Origin of the sequence: Paraburkholderia sp. GAS199, assembly GCF_050436585.1 — a bacterium.
In the GTDB taxonomy this organism is placed as follows: Bacteria; Pseudomonadota; Gammaproteobacteria; order Burkholderiales; family Burkholderiaceae; genus Paraburkholderia.
The window spans coordinates 333,634-354,105 of the sequence record NZ_JBNDMM010000007.1 but is presented as its reverse complement, the minus strand read 5'-3'; the positions used below and the strand labels follow the sequence as shown (position 1 = coordinate 354,105).

General features: G+C 64.0%; 17 protein-coding genes and 1 riboswitch. Of the genes, 10 read left to right on the top strand and 7 right to left on the bottom strand.

The annotated features are described in order from the left end of the window. The first annotated feature begins 201 nt into the window (after window positions 1–201). Window positions 202–2,277 carry an FAD-dependent oxidoreductase gene (locus P3T18_RS26045; RefSeq protein WP_429302831.1) on the top strand — a complete coding sequence of 692 codons (2,076 nt, stop codon included), beginning with the start codon at window positions 202–204 and terminating at the stop codon, window positions 2,275–2,277. Window positions 2,278–2,326: 49 nt separating this feature from the next. Here P3T18_RS26045 and P3T18_RS26040 read toward each other — a convergent pair whose 3' ends face one another. The 5 genes from P3T18_RS26040 to P3T18_RS26020 form a co-directional block, all read right to left on the bottom strand. After that, a complete protein-coding gene (locus P3T18_RS26040; protein ID WP_429302830.1) occupies window positions 2,327–3,280 on the bottom strand; it encodes an EamA family transporter in 954 nt (317 codons plus the stop codon). A 430-nt stretch (window positions 3,281–3,710) separates the two neighbouring features. Then, window positions 3,711–3,941, bottom strand: a complete 231-nt coding sequence (locus P3T18_RS26035; protein WP_429302829.1) for a pentapeptide MXKDX repeat protein — start codon at window positions 3,939–3,941, stop codon at window positions 3,711–3,713. A 113-nt stretch (window positions 3,942–4,054) separates the two neighbouring features. After that, window positions 4,055–4,846: a molybdopterin-dependent oxidoreductase gene (locus tag P3T18_RS26030; protein WP_429302828.1), complete on the bottom strand. Its 792-nt coding sequence runs from the start codon at window positions 4,844–4,846 to the stop codon at window positions 4,055–4,057. A gap of 47 nt (window positions 4,847–4,893) precedes the next feature. Then, window positions 4,894–5,532 carry a cytochrome b/b6 domain-containing protein gene (locus tag P3T18_RS26025; RefSeq protein WP_429302827.1) on the bottom strand — a complete coding sequence of 213 codons (639 nt, stop codon included), beginning with the start codon at window positions 5,530–5,532 and terminating at the stop codon, window positions 4,894–4,896. A 31-nt stretch (window positions 5,533–5,563) separates the two neighbouring features. Further along, entirely contained in the window at window positions 5,564–6,409 is an 846-nt protein-coding gene (locus tag P3T18_RS26020; protein WP_429302826.1) for a DUF1223 domain-containing protein, read from the bottom strand. A 478-nt stretch (window positions 6,410–6,887) separates the two neighbouring features. Between P3T18_RS26020 and P3T18_RS26015 the strand changes: the two genes are divergently transcribed. The 6 genes from P3T18_RS26015 (at window position 6,888) to P3T18_RS25990 (ending at window position 14,022) form a co-directional block, all read left to right on the top strand. Next, window positions 6,888–7,298, top strand: a complete 411-nt coding sequence (locus P3T18_RS26015; protein WP_429302825.1) for a GreA/GreB family elongation factor — start codon at window positions 6,888–6,890, stop codon at window positions 7,296–7,298. A 58-nt stretch (window positions 7,299–7,356) separates the two neighbouring features. Then, a riboswitch (TPP riboswitch) is annotated at window positions 7,357–7,475 on the top strand. Window positions 7,476–7,624: 149 nt separating this feature from the next. Then, entirely contained in the window at window positions 7,625–9,556 is a 1,932-nt protein-coding gene (gene thiC / locus P3T18_RS26010; RefSeq protein WP_429302995.1) for a phosphomethylpyrimidine synthase ThiC, read from the top strand. Between the two features lie 295 nt (window positions 9,557–9,851). Then, complete coding sequence (locus tag P3T18_RS26005; protein ID WP_429302824.1) at window positions 9,852–10,064, top strand: glycine zipper 2TM domain-containing protein; 213 nt, start codon at window positions 9,852–9,854, stop codon at window positions 10,062–10,064. A gap of 181 nt (window positions 10,065–10,245) precedes the next feature. Continuing rightward, window positions 10,246–10,761 (top strand): hypothetical protein, encoded by a 516-nt coding sequence (locus tag P3T18_RS26000; RefSeq protein ID WP_429302823.1) that lies wholly within the window; start codon window positions 10,246–10,248, stop codon window positions 10,759–10,761. 301 nt (window positions 10,762–11,062) lie between these two features. Next, complete coding sequence (locus P3T18_RS25995; protein WP_429302822.1) at window positions 11,063–12,664, top strand: L-lactate permease; 1,602 nt, start codon at window positions 11,063–11,065, stop codon at window positions 12,662–12,664. 413 nt (window positions 12,665–13,077) lie between these two features. Then, window positions 13,078–14,022: a DMT family transporter gene (locus tag P3T18_RS25990; protein WP_429302821.1), complete on the top strand. Its 945-nt coding sequence runs from the start codon at window positions 13,078–13,080 to the stop codon at window positions 14,020–14,022. Between the two features lie 563 nt (window positions 14,023–14,585). Here the strand turns inward: P3T18_RS25990 and P3T18_RS25985 are convergent. Beyond that, a complete protein-coding gene (locus tag P3T18_RS25985) occupies window positions 14,586–14,741 on the bottom strand; it encodes a hypothetical protein (RefSeq protein ID WP_429302820.1) in 156 nt (51 codons plus the stop codon). 227 nt (window positions 14,742–14,968) lie between these two features. Then, entirely contained in the window at window positions 14,969–16,201 is a 1,233-nt protein-coding gene (gene bamC / locus P3T18_RS25980; protein WP_429302819.1) for an outer membrane protein assembly factor BamC, read from the bottom strand. Window positions 16,202–16,619: 418 nt separating this feature from the next. Here bamC and P3T18_RS25975 point away from each other — a divergent pair, with 418 nt between their 5' ends. The 3 genes from P3T18_RS25975 to P3T18_RS25965 all read left to right on the top strand — a co-directional run bounded on the left by P3T18_RS25975 (window position 16,620) and on the right by P3T18_RS25965 (window position 20,470). Then, window positions 16,620–17,075 (top strand): DUF2844 domain-containing protein, encoded by a 456-nt coding sequence (locus P3T18_RS25975; protein WP_429302994.1) that lies wholly within the window; start codon window positions 16,620–16,622, stop codon window positions 17,073–17,075. 92 nt (window positions 17,076–17,167) lie between these two features. Continuing rightward, on the top strand, window positions 17,168–18,460 hold the full coding sequence (locus P3T18_RS25970; RefSeq protein WP_429302818.1) for a DUF3443 domain-containing protein: 1,293 nt from the start codon (window positions 17,168–17,170) through the stop codon (window positions 18,458–18,460). A 150-nt stretch (window positions 18,461–18,610) separates the two neighbouring features. Next, window positions 18,611–20,470, top strand: a complete 1,860-nt coding sequence (locus tag P3T18_RS25965) for a glycosyl transferase family 1 (RefSeq protein WP_429302817.1) — start codon at window positions 18,611–18,613, stop codon at window positions 20,468–20,470. Window positions 20,471–20,472: the final 2 nt, after the last annotated feature.

Sequence of the window (20,472 nt, the reverse complement as noted above, 5' to 3'; positions counted from 1 at the left end):
CCTGTTCTGGTAGCGGCGCGGTCCGTGTCGATGGACGCTCGCAATGAGCAATGCGTGTGCCGCCGGTGTCGAAATGGCTCGTTGCGGCTTAAGAATGGCTTACGGCGCAAGGAGTTAGGCGGATTAGAATTTTTCCTCGGAGGGTTGGCACGTCTGGCGGTGTATTGTTCGTGCGCGCCCAATACTTACATGGTCCCCTGCATGTCTTACCAACACTTACTCGCCGAACTCGACCTCGGTTACACCCGCTTGCGCAATCGCGTGGTGATGGGTTCGATGCACACCGGCATGGAAGACCGCTTCTGGAATTATCCAAAGCTCGCGGCGTATTTTCGCGAGCGGGCACGCGGCGGTGTGGGGCTGATCGTCACGGGCGGCATCTCACCCAACCGCCAGGGCTGGTTGCTGCCGTTCGGCGGCACGCTCAACTCGGTGTTCGACCTGCGCAATCATCGGCAAGTCACCGAGGCCGTGCATGCGGAAGGCGGCAAGATCGCCTTGCAGATCCTGCATGCGGGCCGCTACGGCTATCAACCGTTCGTGGTATCCGCGTCGGCGCTGAAGTCGCCGATCTCGAAGTTCAAGCCGCGCGCGCTGACCGAGGCCGGCATCGCGAAGACCGTGCGCGACTACGCGCGCTGCGCGCGGCTCGCACAACGCGCCGGTTACGACGGCATCGAGATCATGGGCAGCGAAGGCTATCTGCTCAATCAGTTCCTGTGTCCGCGCACCAACCGGCGCACCGACCGTTACGGCGGCAGCATCGAAAACCGCATGCGTCTCGCGCGTGAGATCGTCGAGCGTGTGCGCGCCGTGTGCGGCGAGCGCTTCATTGTGATCTACCGTCTGTCGCTGATCGATCTGGTCGAAGGCGGCAACACGTGGGACGAAACCGTGCAGGTCGCGCAGGCGCTCGAAGCCGCCGGCGTGACGATGTTCAACACCGGCATCGGCTGGCACGAAGCGCGCGTGCCGACCATCGTGACGTCGGTGCCGCGCGCCGCGTTCGCCTCGCTGAGCGCGCGTCTGAAGGCGGCCGTGAAGGTGCCGGTGATCGTATCGAACCGCATCAACACGCCGGAGGTTGCCGAGTCGCTACTCGCCGACGGCGCGGGCGATCTGGTGTCGATGGCGCGGCCGCTGCTCGCCGACCCCGACTTCGTCCAGAAGACCGCCGAAGGCCGCGCGCACGAAATCAACACCTGCATCGCCTGCAATCAGGCCTGCCTCGATCACACTTTCAAGAATCAGCGCGCGAGCTGCCTCGTCAATCCGCGCGCGGGACGCGAAACCGAACTGCTGTACCGGCCGGTCGGCGCTGCACAGGTGCGCTCGGTCGCGGTGGTCGGCGCCGGACCGGCGGGTTTGTCGGCGGCGACGGTGGCGGCTTCGCGCGGCCATCGCGTGACGCTGTTCGACGCCGGCGAGCGCCTCGGCGGCCAGTTCAATCTGGCGATGCGCGTGCCCGGCAAGGAAGAGTTCAGCGAGACGATCCGCTATTTTCAGAGCCAGTTGCAACGGCACTGTGTGGACGTGCGACTCGGCACGCGGGTCGATCCGGCCATGCTGGCGGCCGGCGGCTACGACGACGTGATCGTCGCGACCGGCATCGTGCCGCGCCGCCCGACGATTCCCGGCATCGACGGCCCGAACGTGCTCTCCTACGTCGACGTGCTGCGCGGCGCACCCGTGGGACGACGCGTGGCCGTGATCGGCGCGGGCGGCATCGGCTTCGACGTCAGCGAGTTTCTGCTGCATCGCGACGGCGATCCGCTGCCGACGCCGCGTGACGCGTGGCTCGACGAATGGGGCGTCGATCTGTCGGTCAGCGAACGCGGCGGTTTGAAGCCGCCCGCGCCGGCACAACCAGCCCGGGAAATCTGGCTGCTGCAGCGCAAGGCGGGCAAGCTCGGCATGGGGCTCGGCAAGACGTCCGGCTGGGTGCATCGCGCGACGCTCGCGCGCAACGGCGTGAAGATGCTCGACAACGTGTCGTACGAAGAGATCAGCGCGCGCGGTTTGAAGATCGCGCGCAACGGTGCTGAACAATGGCTCGACGTGGAGTCGATCGTGGTGTGCGCGGGGCAGGAGTCGCTGCGCGAGTTGCACACGGTCGAAGCCGCGGCACAGGCTGGGCGGAACGGCAAAGCCGGCGATCAGGGGGCCGGCGGAGCCCGCACGCCGCGCTATCACGTGATCGGCGGGGCCAAGGTGGCGGCCGAACTCGATGCGAAGCGCGCGATCCGCGAAGGAGCGGAAGTGGCGGCGGCGCTTTGATAACCGGTAGCCTGCCGCCAACGAGGCGGCACGCCCCGAACCGCCCGCTTCAGCCCAGCCCCTTTTTCCTGTAGTCGAACCAGAACGACAGCCCGACGCTGGCGAGAATCACCACCGTGGCGATCACGGTCGAATGCGTCACGGGTTCGCCGAGCAGCAACGCGCCGAGCGCCACGGCAACCACCGGATTCACGTACATGCAGCTGCTGGCGATGATCGGGCTGGTGTGGCGGATCAGAAAGCCGTAGGCGACATACGCGGCCATCGTGCCAATCAGCATCAGATACACGAATGCGAGCACCGGCAGGAAGTGCACTTCCATCATCCGCTCGCCGGAGATCCACGCCACTAGCGTCGACATGGCGCCGCCCAGGCCGATCTGCAGACTAGTGGAGAGAAACAGGTCAGACGGCAGCTTCAGGCGTCCGGCCAGATGCGCGCCGCCGGCCCAGAACAGCGCGCCGCACAGAATGGCGAGACTGCCGCCCGCCGAGCCGGGCGCACTGTCGCCGTGACTGAGAATCGCAATACCGGCCAGCCCGAGTCCGACGGCGAACCATTCGCCGCGCCCGATCTTGCGCCCCGCCACCGCCGCGATGACCGTGGCGAAGAGCGGCACGGTGGCGACCATCACCGCTGCCGTGCCGGTGCCCACCGTGCGCATGCCGTACGCGAGCATGCCGCTCGACAGACCGACCAGCATCGTGCCGACCAGGCCGGCATTACGGATTTCGACCGCACTCGGCCAGACCGGATTGCGGCGCGCCGCGAAAATGAAGAGTCCGACGCCGGCGAACAGATTGCGCAGGCCCGACAGCAGCAACGGCGGAAACGAACCCAACGCCACGTGGACGGCCAGATAGGTCGAGCCCCACACGATATAGACCACGCCGAGCGCCAACGCGATCTGCCCGTTGCGCGACTGCGGCAGACGGATCGCGAAGCCACGCGGCATCAAACGCGAAAGGAACTGGGAGAAGCGGCTGGACAGTTGTGACGACATGCGTTCAACCCGCCCGGACCGTGCGAAGCGCCGTGCCTCCGCTGGAAACCCTGTGGCGGGATGGCGGACGCCGCATCGGCGATGCGGTCTGACGGGCGAGGCTGGCGGACATGTCGGTGGAACGGAAAGACGATAGATGGCCAAAGGGGCCACAACGCCACGGCGATTCGGGCTGAATCGAACCGCGGCTGACACGCGCCGAATGGATGGCGCGCATCGCATTATGCAGTAAGCGCCCACCGGGTCGAGTGAAAGAATCGTAACTTTTTGGCGTACTTGCAACAGAAAAAGCCGGGCAATGCCCGGCTCGTGATACGACGCGAAGTGTGAAGCCCGACGCGGTCGCCGACGCGAATGCCGGCGCCGCCGCCGTTGCCTATGCAACCCGCATTGGCGACGACGCCGGTGCCGGCCGGCTCCGCACGGAACCTCAGTTGGCCATCGCGCCCGACGCTTCGTGCTTCATGCCCATTGCGTCGCTCTTCTTCATCTTGTCGTGCTTCATCGAGTCCTTCTTCATGGTGTCTTTCGACATCGAATCTTTGGACATCGAATCTTTCGACATGGCGTCGTTGGACATGGCGCCGCTCGCCTGAGCGAAGACGGCTGCACCGTTACCGAACAAGGCGAGTGCGACTGCTGCGATTGCGATCTTTTTCATGGGAATACTCCGTTTCGTTATGGATGATTCAAACCCGGCATGCCGGGGTATTTCCGAAGCTTCTGCCGCCCGGGGTCGCGCATCCCGAATGCCGATGCGCCGGCCCTCGTGCGTCAGGAGCCTCCGAACCAGTTGTAGCCCTGGTCGACCCAATAGCCGCCGGGATACGTGTTGGTGACGAACATTTCGACGATGTGCTTCGGATTCTTGTAGCCGAGCTTGGTCGGCATGCGCAGCTTCATCGGGAAGCCGTATTTCGCGGGCAGCCGCTCGCCGTCGTAGGACAGCGTGAGGAGCGTCTGCGGATGCAGCGCGGTCGGCATGTCGATGCTTTCGTAGTAGTCGTCCGCGCATTTGAAGCCGACGTATTTCGCGCTGGTGTCCGCACCGATGCGCCGCAAGAAATCGGCGAAAGGCGTGCCGCCCCAGCGGCCGATCGCGCTCCAGCCTTCCACGCAGATGTGCCGCGTGATCTGCTCGGCGTGCGGCAATGCGTACAACTCGGGCAAGGTCCATTCGCGCTGGCCGCTCACGAGACCGCCGATCTTCAGCTTGTAACCGGCAGCCGCCACCTGCGGCACGTCGTCGATGCCGTAGAAGGCGTTGAACGGAAACGGCCGCGTGATCTGCGCCTCGGTGTAGGTGGGCGCGAGTTGCTTCGGATCGAACAAGGCGGCCTGCGCGTGGTCGTTCAGACGCGACACTGCCGTGAGAAACGCGTTGACCGAGTCGTTGTCGGTGAGCGAGCAGCCCGTGAGCATCGACAGACCGCCGAGCGTCAGAAGCCGCTTGCCGAACAGACGCCGCGACGGCATCGTGAGTTCGCGTTTTGCATCGATCAGAATCGATTCGCGATCGAGCGTCGCGATGGACTTGCGTCCGGGAGGAGCTTTCGGCTTGTACATGATTCGGTATCCTCAGGCTTGGCGAGTGCGTAACGGCGCGTTCATGCTCAGCGTCCGCGCAACATGGCGAGCAGCGAGCGCGGCACGAGCGCCACCATCACCAGATGCACGGCCACGAATGCAGCCATCAGGGACATCGCGCAGAAGTGAACGATGCGTGCGTTGTCGTAGCCGCCCAGCAACTCGCGCAGCAGCGGAAACTGCACCGACTTCCAGATCGCGAGTCCGGAGAGCACCAGCACGATCAGATCGCACACCACGAACAGATAGGCGAATTTCTGCACCGCGTTGTAGACCCGCAGATCGGCATGCGAGAGCTTGCCGGTCAACGCGGCGATGAAATCGGCCAGCACGGCGCGCGGCGAAACCGGCAGGAATTTGCGCACGAAACGCCCGCTCGCGAGATTGAGCGCGAGATACACGAGGCCGTTGAACACCAGCAGCCACATCGCCGCGAAGTGCCATTGCAACGCGCCGCCGAGCCAGCCGCCGAGCGTGATGGACGGCGCGAAGGTGAACCCCGGAAAGATCGGCGACGCATCGTAGATGCGCCAGCCCGACAGCATCATCAGAATCGCGGCGAGTGCGTTGAGCCAATGCGTGACGCGCACCCAGACGGGATGAATCGCGCCGGTTTCCGGCGCGAGCGGCGCTGCGGTTTTGGCGGATGCGAGCGGCGTTGCCATGACGATCTCCTGTGATGAATGCGCGCCGCGCTCAGCGGCAGGCGGCCAGTTCGGCCACTTGCAACACGTCGCCTGTCGCGCTGTTTTCGACGAACGCCACCACGCCGACGTTGTCGGCCGGCGCGTTGTCGAGATGCACGGCCTGACGGATCTGCGCGTTGCCGGCGACGAGCGGCACAGGGCCGATCCACTGACGCACCACGCGTTCGTGATGCAAGGTGACCCCGCTGTTTTCGCCCGCGCCGACCTGCGAACTCAGCGCGTTTTCATACACGGCGAGATAGGCGTTCAGCGGCGCGGAAGCGTCGGCGGCATGGCTCGTGAAATGCGCGTCGACATCGAACGCACCCGCAGTTTGCGGCTTGAGTTCGAGCGCGACATTCGCTTGCGCCGGTTCGGCGACGAGCTTGCCGATGCGGCTCTGGAAACTGTCGCGTTGCGACCAGCCGCGCAACTCGCGGCCCGACACGAATACCTCCGGCGTGTAGATGGTGTGACCGCCGGAAAGATCGGTCAGCTTCTGCTGACGCTCGGTAAAGCGATGCTGCGAAAACCGGTCGGTCCAGCCGAGGCTGTTCCAGTAGTCGACGTGCAACGCCAGCGGCACGATGCTCTGCGCCGCGCCGCTCGTTTTGAACTGGCTTAGCCAGTTGTCGGCGGGCGGACAACTGTTGCAGCCTTCGCTGCTGTACAGCTCGACCAGCGCCACGCGATGAGCCGGACTGTCCGCCGTGCAAAGCGCGGCGGCCGCGTCGGCTTCGGACGCCAGACCACCCGTCAGCGACGCGACGATGGCGAGCGCAACCGTCAGCACGACAGCCGGCGCATTGCCGCGTCGACCACGTGTCGTGCTTTGCAAAATTCGTGTGATTCTCATGACGTGCTCCATCGGGATCTGCACGTTTGTCGAAGCACACGCGCCGTTATGACAGCGCCCGCAAAATTATTTTTAATCGGCTGCGGCAGTGTCATGGCGACGACGCGCGGATCGCGAAACACATGCGCCACCATTCGTCGCAGGAGACGTTTTACGCGCGTGCTAACATGAGCCTTTCAGTTGCGTCGATTCCGCGTTCGGCGCGCATCCGAATTCTTTTCAACGCCCTCGCCTCTCTTCATGAGCACTCAGCCATTACATGCCGTCACCCGCATGCGCGCACGCCGCGCCTGCGCCCGTGCGCGCATGGACATGGCGGCACGGCTGACTGTCCAGCCGTCCCGAACGCTCCCGCTCTGCGCCGCCCGGCGCCCGATCTGACGTAGCCGCTGCCATCCACGGAGCCACGTCGCCGGGCTCCGGGCCGATCTCGTTCGCACGCGTTGCCCTTACATGCAGATCAATCGGAGAAGCCATCATGAAGAAAACCAAGCCGTGTTACCTCACCGAACTCGACGTCGCGCGTCTCGAGAAGCACGCGGGCGCCGCCAGCGCCGACGCAAAATGGCAGGACATGCTTGACGACGTGCTGGAGCGCGCGGTGATCGTCGAATCGCGCGACATGCCGGCGAACATCGTGACCATGAATTCGCAGGCCACGCTCGTCGACGAAAGCAGCGGCGAGCACATGACCTGGACGGTCGTGTATCCGACTCACGCGGACTTCGCCCAGGGACGCCTGAACGTGTTCTCGCCGGTCGGGCTCGCCCTGCTCGGCGCAAAGCGCGGCGAGCGCATCCGCTTCACGCCGCCGAGCGGCACGGAGAAAGTGCTCAAGCTCGACAAGATTCTGTTTCAACCCGAAGCCGCCGAGGATTTCACGCTGTAAGCAGCGCGCACCACCAGGCGGGGTTGCCAAGCGGCGCCCGGCCGGTGTATCGTGTGCGCTGCTAACGCGGGGGTCCTGCGTAGCACGGTGGCAGGAGGTCCGTGCAACGTGGGTGAGAAATACCCTTTGAACCTGATCTGGATAATGCCAGCGCAGGGAAGCGTACGGATTTCGCACCCAGGCTCTATCGACTCATCTCTCGCGATTTCCGACTCCTTCCGTCTCGTCTCCTGCTTAGCGGCCCCATAAACGCCGCGCGCCGCATGGCAACTGTCGACTTCAAACGCGTTCAGTTCGACATGCTCCGCAAGGCCAAGGAGATCCGCATGAACGCCAATCCGAAGTTCCTTTCCGCCGACGCTCACGTCGACGAAGCCGCCGTCGCACCGCTGCCGAATTCACGCAAGGTCTACGTGACCGGTTCGCGTGCCGACATCCGCGTACCGATGCGCGAAATCAGCCAGGCCGATACGCCCGACAGTTTCGGCGGTGAAAAGAATCCGCCGGTGTATGTCTACGATACGTCGGGCCCCTACTCCGATCCGGACGCGAAGATCGACATTCGCGCGGGTCTGCCCGCGCTGCGTCAGGCGTGGATCGAAGAGCGCGGCGACACCGAAGCGCTCACCGGCCTGTCGAGCGACTTCAGCCGCGAACGCGCCGCCGACACGGCCACCGCCGATCTGCGCTTCAAGGGTTTGCACCGCACGCCGCGCCGCGCCGTCGCCGGCAAGAACGTCTCGCAGATGCACTACGCGCGCCGCGGCATCATCACGCCGGAAATGGAATACATCGCGATTCGCGAGAACCAGCGCCGCGCGGAATATCTGGAAAGCCTCAGGACGAGCGGCCCGAACGGCGAAAAGCTCGCCGCGATGATGGGTCGCCAGCATCCGGGCCAGGCGTTCGGCGCGAGCGCATTCGGACCGAACGGCCTCACGGCGATCACGCCCGAGTTCGTGCGCGAAGAAGTGGCGCGCGGCCGCGCGATCATCCCGAACAACATCAATCACCCGGAAAGCGAGCCGATGATCATCGGCCGCAACTTCCTCGTGAAGGTGAACGCGAACATCGGCAACTCGGCGGTGACGTCCTCGATCGGCGAAGAAGTCGACAAGATGACGTGGGCGATCCGCTGGGGCGGCGACACGGTGATGGATCTTTCCACCGGCAAGCACATTCACGAAACCCGCGAGTGGATCATCCGCAATTCGCCGGTGCCGATCGGCACGGTGCCGATCTATCAGGCGCTGGAAAAGGTCAACGGCAAGGCTGAAGATCTGACGTGGGAAATCTTCCGCGACACGCTGATCGAACAGGCCGAGCAAGGCGTCGACTACTTCACGATTCACGCGGGCGTGCGTCTGCAATACGTGCCCCTCACCGCGAAACGCATGACGGGTATCGTCTCGCGCGGCGGCTCGATCATGGCGAAGTGGTGTCTCGCGCATCACAAGGAAAGCTTCCTGTACGAGCATTTCGAAGATATCTGCGAAATCATGAAGGCGTACGACGTGGCCTTCTCGCTCGGCGACGGCCTGCGTCCCGGTTCCATTTACGATGCGAACGACGAAGCGCAACTCGGCGAACTGAAGACGCTCGGCGAACTCACGCAGATCGCGTGGAAGCACGACGTGCAGACCATGATCGAAGGTCCGGGCCACGTGCCGATGCAGCTCATCAAGGAGAACATGGACCTGCAACTGGAATGGTGCGACGAAGCGCCGTTCTACACGCTCGGACCGTTGACCACCGACATCGCGCCGGGTTACGACCACATCACGTCGGGCATCGGCGCGGCGATGATCGGCTGGTTCGGCACCGCCATGCTCTGCTACGTGACGCCGAAGGAACACCTTGGGCTGCCGAACAAGGACGACGTCAAAACCGGCATCATCACGTACAAGCTCGCCGCGCACGCCGCCGATCTGGCGAAGGGCCATCCGGGCGCGCAGGTGCGCGACAACGCGCTCTCGAAGGCACGCTTCGAATTCCGCTGGGAAGACCAGTTCAATCTCGGCCTCGACCCGGACAAGGCGCGCGAATTCCACGACGAAACGCTGCCGAAAGACTCCGCCAAGGTCGCGCACTTCTGCTCCATGTGCGGCCCGCATTTCTGCTCGATGAAGATCACGCAGGACGTGCGCGAATTCGCGGCACAGCAAGGCGTCACCGATGACGAAGCGCTGAAGAAAGGCATGGAAGTGAAGTCGATCGAGTTCATGAAGAAAGGCGCCGAAATCTACCAGCGACAGTAAGGGTCGCATGGCGGCCGCGTTAGTTCGCGCCCGCCAGATCGACGCTTGCCTGTCCGGCGCAGTGCAGCAAGGCTCGCTACCAGCGGGCCTTTTCGCTTTCAGCGTTCCAGGCACGCCGCATGCTGCGCGAAGGAAAACATTTGCTTACGAAGCCGACAGTCTGATGACAAGCGCACACATCCGGAAACGGATTGCAGCGCTAGCATCGAGGTAGAAATCGGTGGGCTTATTGCTGGATCGGCAGCATCGCGCGGCGCCCGATCGTCGGCGCTAATCATCACTTGGGAGCGAGATCATGAAATCCATTCGACAACTCGGTACGGTTGCGGCGATCGTTGCGTTGGCAGCCAGTCTTTCGGCCTGCGACGGCATGACGACACGCCAGCGCGATACGGCGATCGGTGCGGGCGTCGGCGGTGCGGCGGGCGCTGCGATCGGCGGCAATGCGTTGTCCACGCTCGGCGGCGCCGCGGCAGGCGGCATCATCGGCAATCAGGTCGGCAAGTGATTGGCGAGTGAGCACACCGGACTCATGACGCGTCCGCATACTTCGTTGTCAGGCGAGGCAACGTGCTTTGCAACGAGGTGAAATAAGCCGTTACGGTTTTGCAATCCTGTTCGCGCCGCACCGGCGTAAGCTCAATCTATTACGCCCCGATGGTGGCGTCCGATTACAACAGGAGCGCGTCATGAAGTCCCGCTTCAACCACACCGTCAGCGCGATCAGCGAACGGCTGAGCCATGGTGTTCCCCGCCGCGTTCCGCGTGCCGGGCTCGCGCTTGCCGCCGTTTGCGCACTGGGGCTGTCCGGTTGCTATTACCCGTACGGCTACTATCCGGGCGGTTACTACCCGTACTACGCCACCGTGCCCGCCGGGGCCACCCAGCAGGACGTGCAGGTGGGTTCCGCCGATCCGTCGGCGAGCCCGCAGCAACAGGCACAAATCCAGGCGCAGCAACAACAACAGCAGGGTCAGCAGTCCTATTCCGCGCAGCAGAGTCCGCCGCCCACCTATGCGGTCGCGGCCGTGCCACAACCGGTCTACGTCGCGCCGCCCTATCCCGCTTACTATCCGCCGCCGGTTTATCCGGCTTATTACGGCTATCCGGGCTGGTATGGCCCGTCGGTGTCGATCGGCTTCGGATTCGGCGGCTACTGGGGCGGCGGTCATGGCGGCTGGGGTGGTCACGGTCACTATCACTGAGCGTATCACTGAGCGTCGACCGAACCGCCAATCGTGACTTCCAATGCGTTCTGGATCGCCGCGCGCGACCGGGACGCATTGCTTCGTCACGCGCGGAAGCGCTGCCGCCTTCGCGCCCGTACTTTCCCCCCTTGACGTGCCGCGCCCGCACTCTATGCTTGGGAACGCCACACCCGGTATTCGCTTAAATAAGCGACCGGCGCGCGACGAACGCGCCGGCTCACTCCGCTGTCCCGCCTGAACGACGCGCCCCGCAGTGCGTAGTCCCGCGTCGAATTCGAACTAGAACGAAGGAGACGTGATGTTTCATCAACTACTCACTCCGGTCGGCAATTCGCTACTGCTCTCGTTTCTCGTCGCCGCACTGCCGATCCTCGTCGTGCTGATCCTGCTCGGCTGGGCGCGACGGCCTGCCTGGCAAGCCTCGCTCGCGGGACTGGTGGTCGGGCTGCTGGTGGCCATCGCCATCTGGCAATTTCCGGTGGGACTCGCGCTCGACTCGGTGGTCGCGGGCGCGGTGTTCGCGTGCTGGCCGGTCATGTGGATCGTCTTCACCGCGATCCTGCTCTACAACATCGCGCAGCGCTCGGGCCGTTTCGCGGCCTTCCGCATGTGGATGATCGACAATCTGCCGAACGACCGGCGCGTGGTGCTGGTGGTGATCGGCTTTTCGTTCGGCGCGCTGCTCGAAGGGATTTCCGGCTTCGGCACGCCGGTCGCCATCACCAGTTCGCTGCTGATCATGCTGGGCTTTCCGACGCTCGAAGCGCTCACCTTCACGCTCATCTTCAACACGGCGCCGGTCGCGTTCGGCGCGCTCGGTGTGCCGATCACGGTGCTCGGCGCCGTCACGCACCTGCCCGCCGACTCGCTCGCAAAAATGGTCGGCCGGCAATTGCCGTTTTTCGCTTTGCTGCTGCCTTTCTACGTGATCGGCGTGTACGCCGGATTCCGCAACATGCTGCGCGTGTGGCCCGTGCTGCTCGTATCGGGCGCCAGCTTCGCGCTGACGCAGTTCGTCGCCTCGAACTACGTGAATTACAGCCTGACCGACGTGCTCTCGTCGATGGTTTCGCTGATCGTGACGATCGCCTTCCTGCGCGTGTGGAAACCCGCGGCCGATCCGAAGTTCGCCGTCAACATTGACCGCGTGAGCGAAGTGCGCGGCAAGATCGGCGGCGGCCAGGGCTGGCTGCCGTGGATCGTCGTCTCGGTCGTGGTGATCGTCTGGACGGTCGCGAAGATCTTCCTGATCGGCGACGTCAAGGTGCCGTGGCCGGGTCTCGACAAGGCGGTCTTCATCACGTTGTACAAGACGCCGTACGCGGCGATATGGGACTTCCAGCCGCTCGCCACCGGCACGGCCATTCTGGTGGCCGCGATCATCACGGCGCTGGCGGTCAGAATCAGCGCACGCGAGTTCGGCGCGGCCGTCGCCGACACGTGGGTGCAAACGCGCATCGCCATTCTCACGGTCGCGACGATCGTCGGATTGGCGTATCTGATGAACTACTCCGGCCTGACCTATACGCTGGGCCTCGGCGTGGCCTCGGTCGGTCCGTTCTTCCCGCTGGTGTCGGCCTTCCTCGGCTGGGTCGCGGTGTTCCTGTCCGGCAGCGATACGTCGGGCAATGCGCTGTTCGGCAATCTGCAAGTAGTGGCCGCCAACCAGCTCAACCTGAACCCCGTGTTGATGGCGGCCACCAACTCGTCCGGCGGCGTCATGGGCAAGATGATCTCGCCGCAGAACATTTCGACCGGCGTCGCCACCACCGAACTCAAAGGCAAGGAAGGCGTCGTGTTCGCACGCACGTTCAAGCACTCCATTCTTTTGACGGTGATCCTCGGCGTGCTGGTCTGGCTGCAGCAGAACTACCTGCAAGGCATGATTCCGCCGCATTGAGTTTGGATTTGCGACTCTGGATGATGCGCCCGGATGAATAGATCGACCGCTTCGCCGGGCGCTCCGTTAATGTTCGTGCAGAAGCGTTTCTATGGGACGCGTGCCGTCACGACGCGGCACGCTGTTTCAATACTGCGTTGCCGCAAAAAAACTCATGTTCATGGGCGCCCGGTCCCGCCGCTCCTGCACGCTTTCATCGCAACGCACTTCCCGATCGTAATTTTTCTCACATCAGCGTGAGAATTGCTCGTTTGGCGCCCGCCCAGCCGGGGCTTACGATTCACACCTGAACGCCTGACGGAAGCCGCACTGTTCCCGCTTCTTGCCGTTTCATTCCGGACTGAAACGTTTTGCGCGATCGCGCTGCTACGATGCGCTGGCGTCTCGACTCAACCGCGCGCGGCGCCACCACGATGACCACCAGAAATCTGCTCCAGCTCCTCATCCTCGCGGCCCTGTGGGGCGCGTCCTTCCTGTTTATCCGCGTCGGCGTGACCGACTTCGGCGTTGCACCGCTGATGGCGTTGCGCGTCGGCATCGGCGCGGCGTTCCTGCTCGTCGTGCTGGTCGCGCGACGCCCGCTGCAACAGTCCGCCACTATTCTGCGCACGCGCGCCTTTCCGCTGCTGGTGGTCGGCATCCTGAACTCGGCGGCGCCGTTCTGCCTGTTCGCCTACGCTGAACTCACGCTGTCGGCCGGCGTCACGTCGGTCATCAACGCCACCACGCCGCTGTGGGGTGGACTCGTCGGCTTCCTCTGGTTGCGCGACAAACTCAGCGCGCTGCGCTCGCTCGGCCTGGTCATCGGCCTTCTCGGTGTCCTGATGCTGGTGTGGGACCAGATTGCCACGCCCGACGGTTCGGCGGCCACGCCGGCTTCCACCGCCCTCGCCGCTTCCACCGCCCTCGCCGCTGCCGCCGCGCTGGGCGCGACCCTGCTTTACGGCATCGCCGCCAACTACACCAAGCGGCATCTGACCGGCGTCGACGCGCTCACCGTCGCCGCGGGCACGATGACCGGCGCGACGATCGTGCTGTTGCCGCTCGCCATCATCTACTGGCCCGCCGCACCGATCTCGCTGCATGCGTGGGGTGCCGTGATCGCGCTCGGCGTGGCCTGTACCGGCGTCGCCTATATGCTGTTCTTCCACCTGATTGCCGTGGCCGGCCCGGCGCGCGCCATCACCGTGACATTCGTGATTCCGATCTTCGGCATTCTGTGGGGCGCGCTGTTTCTCGGCGAGAGCGTGTCGCCGGGAATGCTGGAAGGCTGCGGCGTGATTCTCGTGGGCACGGCGCTCGCCACAGGCGTCGTCAAGCGGCTGCCGTGGTCAGGACCGCGGCGCGCCGACACCTGAAGGCGGCTTGTCGCAAGCGCACTTCGCGCTCAATACTCAACGCTTAAACTCGCCTCACCATAGCCGCTGCGGCCCGCCCGGGCGCAGCGCGCGCCATCTTCGATTCACCTCGCTTCACAATCCCGACAGCCAAAAAAATAGCCCGCACTCCAAGGGAGTGCGGGCGAAACCGTCGCCCTACGAGGATAGGCGACGGGGCCACCGAGACCGCGCGCTACGCGCAGGTCGTCATCGGGCTAGGCGACCGGTTCGACGCCGGTGCCGGAATAGCAAAGGGAACGCGTGATTTAAACCAGCCGTCCGTCTCACGCGGAACGTTACGAATCCGTCCCCATGAACCTATAAAAGCAGCTTGCGTGCCAGTTATGAAATTTCGCTAGAAATTGTTTGCAAGCCATTGATAGATATCGACTTTTATCGCGTGTCGAGGGGACTAGAAAGGCCGATCGGGGGAGATTTGGAGGTTACGTCACCGGGGTAACGTCACGTTACATGCGGCCGCATTGCGCGGCCGCCGGACTCAGGAAACGCCGATGTGATTAGCGTTCAAAACGTCACCGCCGTCAGAGCGTCGGCCATTTCGTGCGTTGCGCGGCGCCGTGACGGATGCGCAAACCACCCGGTCGACGCGGCTCGCGCGGCGCCAATGCTGCGCCGCACACCAAAGCAAGCACAAGCAGGCTTGCCGCCCACATCCAGTAAGGAATAACGTCGAACATGGCCTGCTCCCGTTGATTGACGCGTCGTTGTCCGCGTAGTGATCCGGCTCGGCGCCGGTATGTCTCCCTACAAGCAAGACCCGTGCGCAGCGTCGCCGTGAAGTCGAGCCGCCGTTTTCGACGCGAATCGCGGCACGCCGTCGCCAGGTTCCGGGCATAAAAAAACCCGCCCGCTGATTAGCGGACGGGTTTCATTCAGACTGCCGACGCGCCTGTGGCGCGCGCCTTCAGTGCAGCTGGTCGACCATCAGACTCATGATCTGCTTCGCTTGCGGGCTCTGATCGATCGCACCCTTGTCGTCCACGACGGCCACGCGGGTCTGGTTCGGCGTTACCGCGCGAACGTTGACCAGGTATTGCTTGGCAACTTTTTCCTTCTTGCCGTGGAAAACCTGGCTCCAGAAGCCCTGCTCCGCCGACGTCATGTCTTTCGGATCGACGTAACGGACGAAGTACAGGCCACGGTTCAGATCGCGGTCGTCGACGGTGAAATTGCTGCGGTCGAGCGCGAGGCCCACGCGCAGCCATGCGCGGTCGTACGGCTCGCCGAGCGTGAGTTCCGTGGACGAGAATTGCGCCGCCGTGTTGTTGGCGTCCTGATCCGGCATGGCCGGTTGCGCCGACAACGCGACGTTCTGCGCCGCGGTGGCCGCAGCCGCCGACTTCGCGCCTGCCGTGGCCGCGTTCGGTGCCGTTTGCGCGCCTGCCGGCGACAGGTCGGCATTCTGCGTGTCAGCCGGCTTCGAGCGCGAGTCGGCCAGCGCGAGTGCCGCCTGGAGCCGCTTCAGATATTCCTGCTCGAGGCCCGGATCGTTCGGCTTCGGTTCCCACTTGGTCGAATCGTTGTTCGTGCCGGTGACCGCTTCGCGCATGCCCTTCTGGCTGATGAACACATACGTGCCGCCGTTCGGCGCCGCTTCGAGACGCGTACGGTACTTGTTGCGCTCCGAACTCACGTAGCTGTTGCCCATGGCCTTCGACAGCGTGTTGCGAATCAGGCCGTCGTTGATCTGCGCGTGGGTTTCGTTCCAGTCCGTTTCCATCACGCCCTTGTCGCGCTGGTCGACCACCAGCAGGAAACCCTGTTCCTGCCAGAAGCGGCGGATCTGCGCCCATGCCTGTTCGGGCGACTTGTTGTCGATCACGAGCCAGCTTTCCGTGCCATCGCGCTGGATATGCATGCCGTTGACCGGCGGCACCACCGTGAGCGTATTCGCGGCCGGCGCCTGCGCCTGAACCTGCTTGAGCGTGGACAACGAGGTCTCGCCGCCTTGCGGGGGCAAGGAGCGCTGATCGGCCGTCTCATCGATCATGTTCGGCGGTACGGCGAGAGACACCTGCTTGGATTTCGAGTCGCTCTTGTAGTCGATTTTGGTCGGCGACGACGTGCCGCAGCCGGCGACCAGCCCGCCTGCCATCAGCATTACTGCAAACCGCTTGGTAAGACGAAGATCAGTCATGTTCGGGGAATCCTTCCGCTACGCCACGGCAAGTTTCCGTGGATCAACCCAACATTTTACCGATCCCGGCGAGCCGTGTGCAAAAACCCGGCTTTGCCTGCGAATTGAGCAGCCCGATCGGGCGGCTTCCCGCCTTCCTCCATTCGCGGATTTAACGATTCGAGACAGTTCCGAATCGCCCGTAGGAAAGGGGCAGCCTGCACGTAAGAACGTTGTTTTGAAAGCGACTTCGCGATGGCGTCGCGCACCAATTTTGATATTGGCGGATTCGCCCGAACGCCTTCCCGACATCGATCAGGAACCCTGAGTGTTATCTTGAATTCGCCATATCAAAAAGACTTCAACAGAACCGATCGAGTCACACGCCATGTCGAATTCCCGTATTTCCACACCTCACTCGTTCCCGGCGCTCGTGACCATGCCGGGCCGGGTCTTGACCGCCGGCCTCTTCGCCTGCCTCTTCCTTTACGTCGTTACGAGTGCCGATGCGCGCGCGGAACTGGGCGGCACGATGCCGCCCGAGTCGGGTTCGTCGATGCCGGCGTCGCGTGCCCTGCTGAACGGCGCGCTGCGCGTGCGCACGTTCACCGACGCAGGCCAGACCACCATCAACGAATATGCGACGAATAGCGGCCAGATCGTCGCGTACACCTGGCAAGGCCCGACCATGCCCGACCTGCGCGGGCTGCTGGGACGCCACGCCGACTCGTACCACGCGGGCGCCGTTCCGGCCACGGGCGGCAACCTGCACGCCTCGCGCGTGGCGCGGCCCGATGTCGTGGTCGAGTCCGGCGGTCCGATGCGCGGTTACGTGGGCCGCGCGTGGCTGCCCGCCGCCCTGCCCGCGGGCGTCAGCGCCGACGACTTGCGCTGATCCGCCCGACACGTCCACGGAAAAACTCTTCTGAAATCACGCCGCCACCCGACAGCCCTATCGGGACTTCGCGCCCGGCGCAGCCGAACATCATGAAAACCTTTCTTTATCTTTTCTTCCTTCTGCTCGTCGGTGCAGCGCTGGCCAGTTGCGGCGGCGGTGGCGGCTCACAGTCGTCCACGAGCGGCGCGAGCGCCGTCAGTCCGGCGAGCAACCCGGCTGCCACGAACGCGCCGTCCGGCAGCGCCGCGGCCGGCAACTCGGCGTCCGTGCCGCAATCGACCATCCCGAACGTTCAGCCGATCGCGGTGAATACCGCGCCGGGCCTCACGCGCAACGTGCTGACCACCAGCGTCACCGTATGCCAGCCCGGCACGTCCAATTGCGCGACCATCGACAACGTTCAGGTCGACACCGGCTCGCATGGCTTGCGGATTCTCGCCTCCGCGCTGCCGTCGGGCATGACCCTCGCGGCGGTCGACTCAGGCGGCAATGGTGGCAATGGCGCCAATGCCGCCACGATCAGCGGCGAATGCGCGGTGTTCGGCGGTGGCTACACATGGGGCGCCGTGCGTAGCGCCGACGTGCGCATGGCCGGCCAACTGGCGGCGGCGCTGCCCATCCAGATCATCGCCGACCCCGCCGTGCCGACCGTGCCCACCGACTGCGCGGGCGCCGGTCCCGCCATGCAGACGCTCACCAGCCTGCGCGCCAACGGCATTCTCGGCGTCGGGCTGTTCGACGCCGACTGCGGCAGCGCCTGCGTCAACGCCGCGTTGCCGCGCTGGTACTACGACTGCGCCGCGAACGGCGCCTGTGTGGCCAGCACGCAAGCGCTCGCGCAACAGGTCACGAATCCCGTCAGCCATTTCGCGCTGGACAACAACGGCGTCGTGATCGAGCTGCCCGCGATCGCCGATGCGGGCGCCGCGAGCGTGGCGGGCTCGCTGATTTTCGGCATCGGCACGCAGGCGAACAACACGCTCGACGGCGCCGCCGTCATCCGGGCAAATTCGCAGAGCGGATATATCCTGACCACCAGCGGCGCGCAAAGCTACGCACAAAGTTATATAGACAGCGGCTCCAATGGACTTTTCTTTCGCAGCAGCCAGTTGCCGCAGTGCGGCTTCTGGTACTGCCCGAGTTCGACCCAAGGCGCGAATGCGTCGATCGTCGGCACCGACGGCGCCTCGGCCACGGTGTCGTTCGAGATCGCCAACGCGTCCGCGCTGTTCGCGTCGTCGAATAACGCGTTCGACAATCTCGCCGGCGTGTCCGGCACGGGCTTCGGCTGGGGGCTGCCGTTCTTTTACGGACGGCGGGTCTATACGGCGATCGCCACGCGCATGACGTCGGCGGGACCGGGGCCGTACTACGCGTTCTGATCCGATGGACTCGACTTGCAGAACGAAGGCCTACGGAAAATTCCCAAATGTAGACGAGGCGCTTATTTGATACGACACGGCTGCGAAAATTCGCTTTTGGGCTGACGCCATCTCCGTATCGTCAGCCCTGCCACTTAAAGAATTGCCGCCATGTCACACACTTTTTCGCTCGACGAATTCGAGCAAAGCGTTTATTCGCAGAACCATCTTCAGGCCACGGTCCAGCTCATTTCCGCGCTGGCGCTGCTTCACAATACGCGCGGCGAACTCAACGAGTGTTTCATGGCTTCGGGCATGGAGCATCTGTCGCCGCGCGAACAGCATCAGCGTTTCTGCGCGCGCATGACCGCCGCAATTTCCACGCTGTTCGCGCAACCCGATTACCGGCCGCAAGCCGATTGCCTGCCGCTGCTCGTCACACTGCATGAGTGGATGGGCCTGCTGTTCGCCGTCTCGCCGCTCGGCAACTCAGATCACGTGGCCCGCTACCTGAATCCGCGCGGCGTGCAGAACACCGAATTTCTCCCCGGCGACGCGTTCATCGAAAAACTCTGCGCGCTTTATTCGACGGAGTCCGAGTTCGAACTCGACTTCGCGGCGCTCTGGGCATACGACAAAAAGATCGCCGCATGCCTCGCGCTCGCGCTGCTGTCGCCGGTATTCAAGGGCTCGGCGAGCGCGCATGGCAAGCGTGAAGCGCTGCTCGAATGGTTGCCGGGCAGACTGCAACAGATCGACGATCTCGACGATCTGCCGTCCGCCATCCTGCACAACGCCTACATGTTCTGCAGCTACGCGGACACGCCGCGCCGGCACGCCATCAAGCGCGACATCAATGTTCTGGTGCGTCGCAAGCTGGACCAACTCGGTTTGCACGATCTGCCGAAGCCGGCCGGCAAAAAAACCACGCGCGGCAAGAAGCCGCTCATGATCGTCGTGCTGGAATGGTTCAGCGGCGCGCATTCGATCTACCGCACCCACTCGCGCACGCTCGAAGCCGCGCGCGAGCATTTCGAGGTGGTGGCTTTCGGTTTCGGTTATGCAGTCGACGAAGCCGGGCGACAAATCTTCGATCGCTTCATCGAACTGGAAGAGCCGGAATACATCGGCCAGTGCCTCCAGACCATTCGCGACTTCGCCGAAGCCGAGCAGCCCGACGTGCTCTACATGCCGAGCGTCGGCATGTTCGTGCTGACCATCTTCATGTCCAATCTGCGCGTGGCACCGTTGCAGATCGCCGCGCTCGGTCATCCGGCCACCACGCATTCGGACAAGATCGATTACATCAGCGTCGAGGAAGATTATGTCGGCGATCCGGCTTGCTTCAGCGAGCCGCTCCTCAAGCTGCCGAAAGACGGCCAGCCTTATCGCGCATCGCTCGATCTGCCGGAGATGGTCGCAAGCGTTCCGCCGCGGCGTGACGTCGTGCAGGTCATCGTCACCGCGAGCGCCATGAAACTCAATCCTGGCTTTCTCGACGCCTGCCGCGAAATCGGCGCGCGCGCACTTGCGCCTGTCGAGTTTCACTTCATGACCGGCGTGCCTTCTGGCCTGCCGTTCGAGCGCCTGCGCGATGTCGTGAGGCAAGCGGTGCCGAACGCCGTCGTGCATGGTTTTCACGGCTACGCGGCCTACCTGGCTCGCGTCGATCAGGCCGATCTGTTCCTGAGCCCGTTTCCGTTCGGCAATACGAATGGCATCGTCGATGCATTGACGCTCGGTCTGCCCGGCGTCTGCAAACGCGGACCGGAAGTGTTCGAGCAGATCGACGGCGCGCTGTTCGCGCGTGTCGGCATGCCGTCGTGGATGACAACGGATAGCGTCGAGGATTACATCGCCGCAGCCGTGCGCCTGATCGACGAGCACAAGGAGCGCAGCACGCTGCGTCGCCATTTGATCGACACGGAAGCCGTTCAGCGCTTCTTCGAAGGCAAACCGGAAGCCTTTGGCGAGAGCGTGCTGAAACTGGTGCGCAAAAGCAAAAGCCGTCGCACGAAGGCGACGGCCTGAGA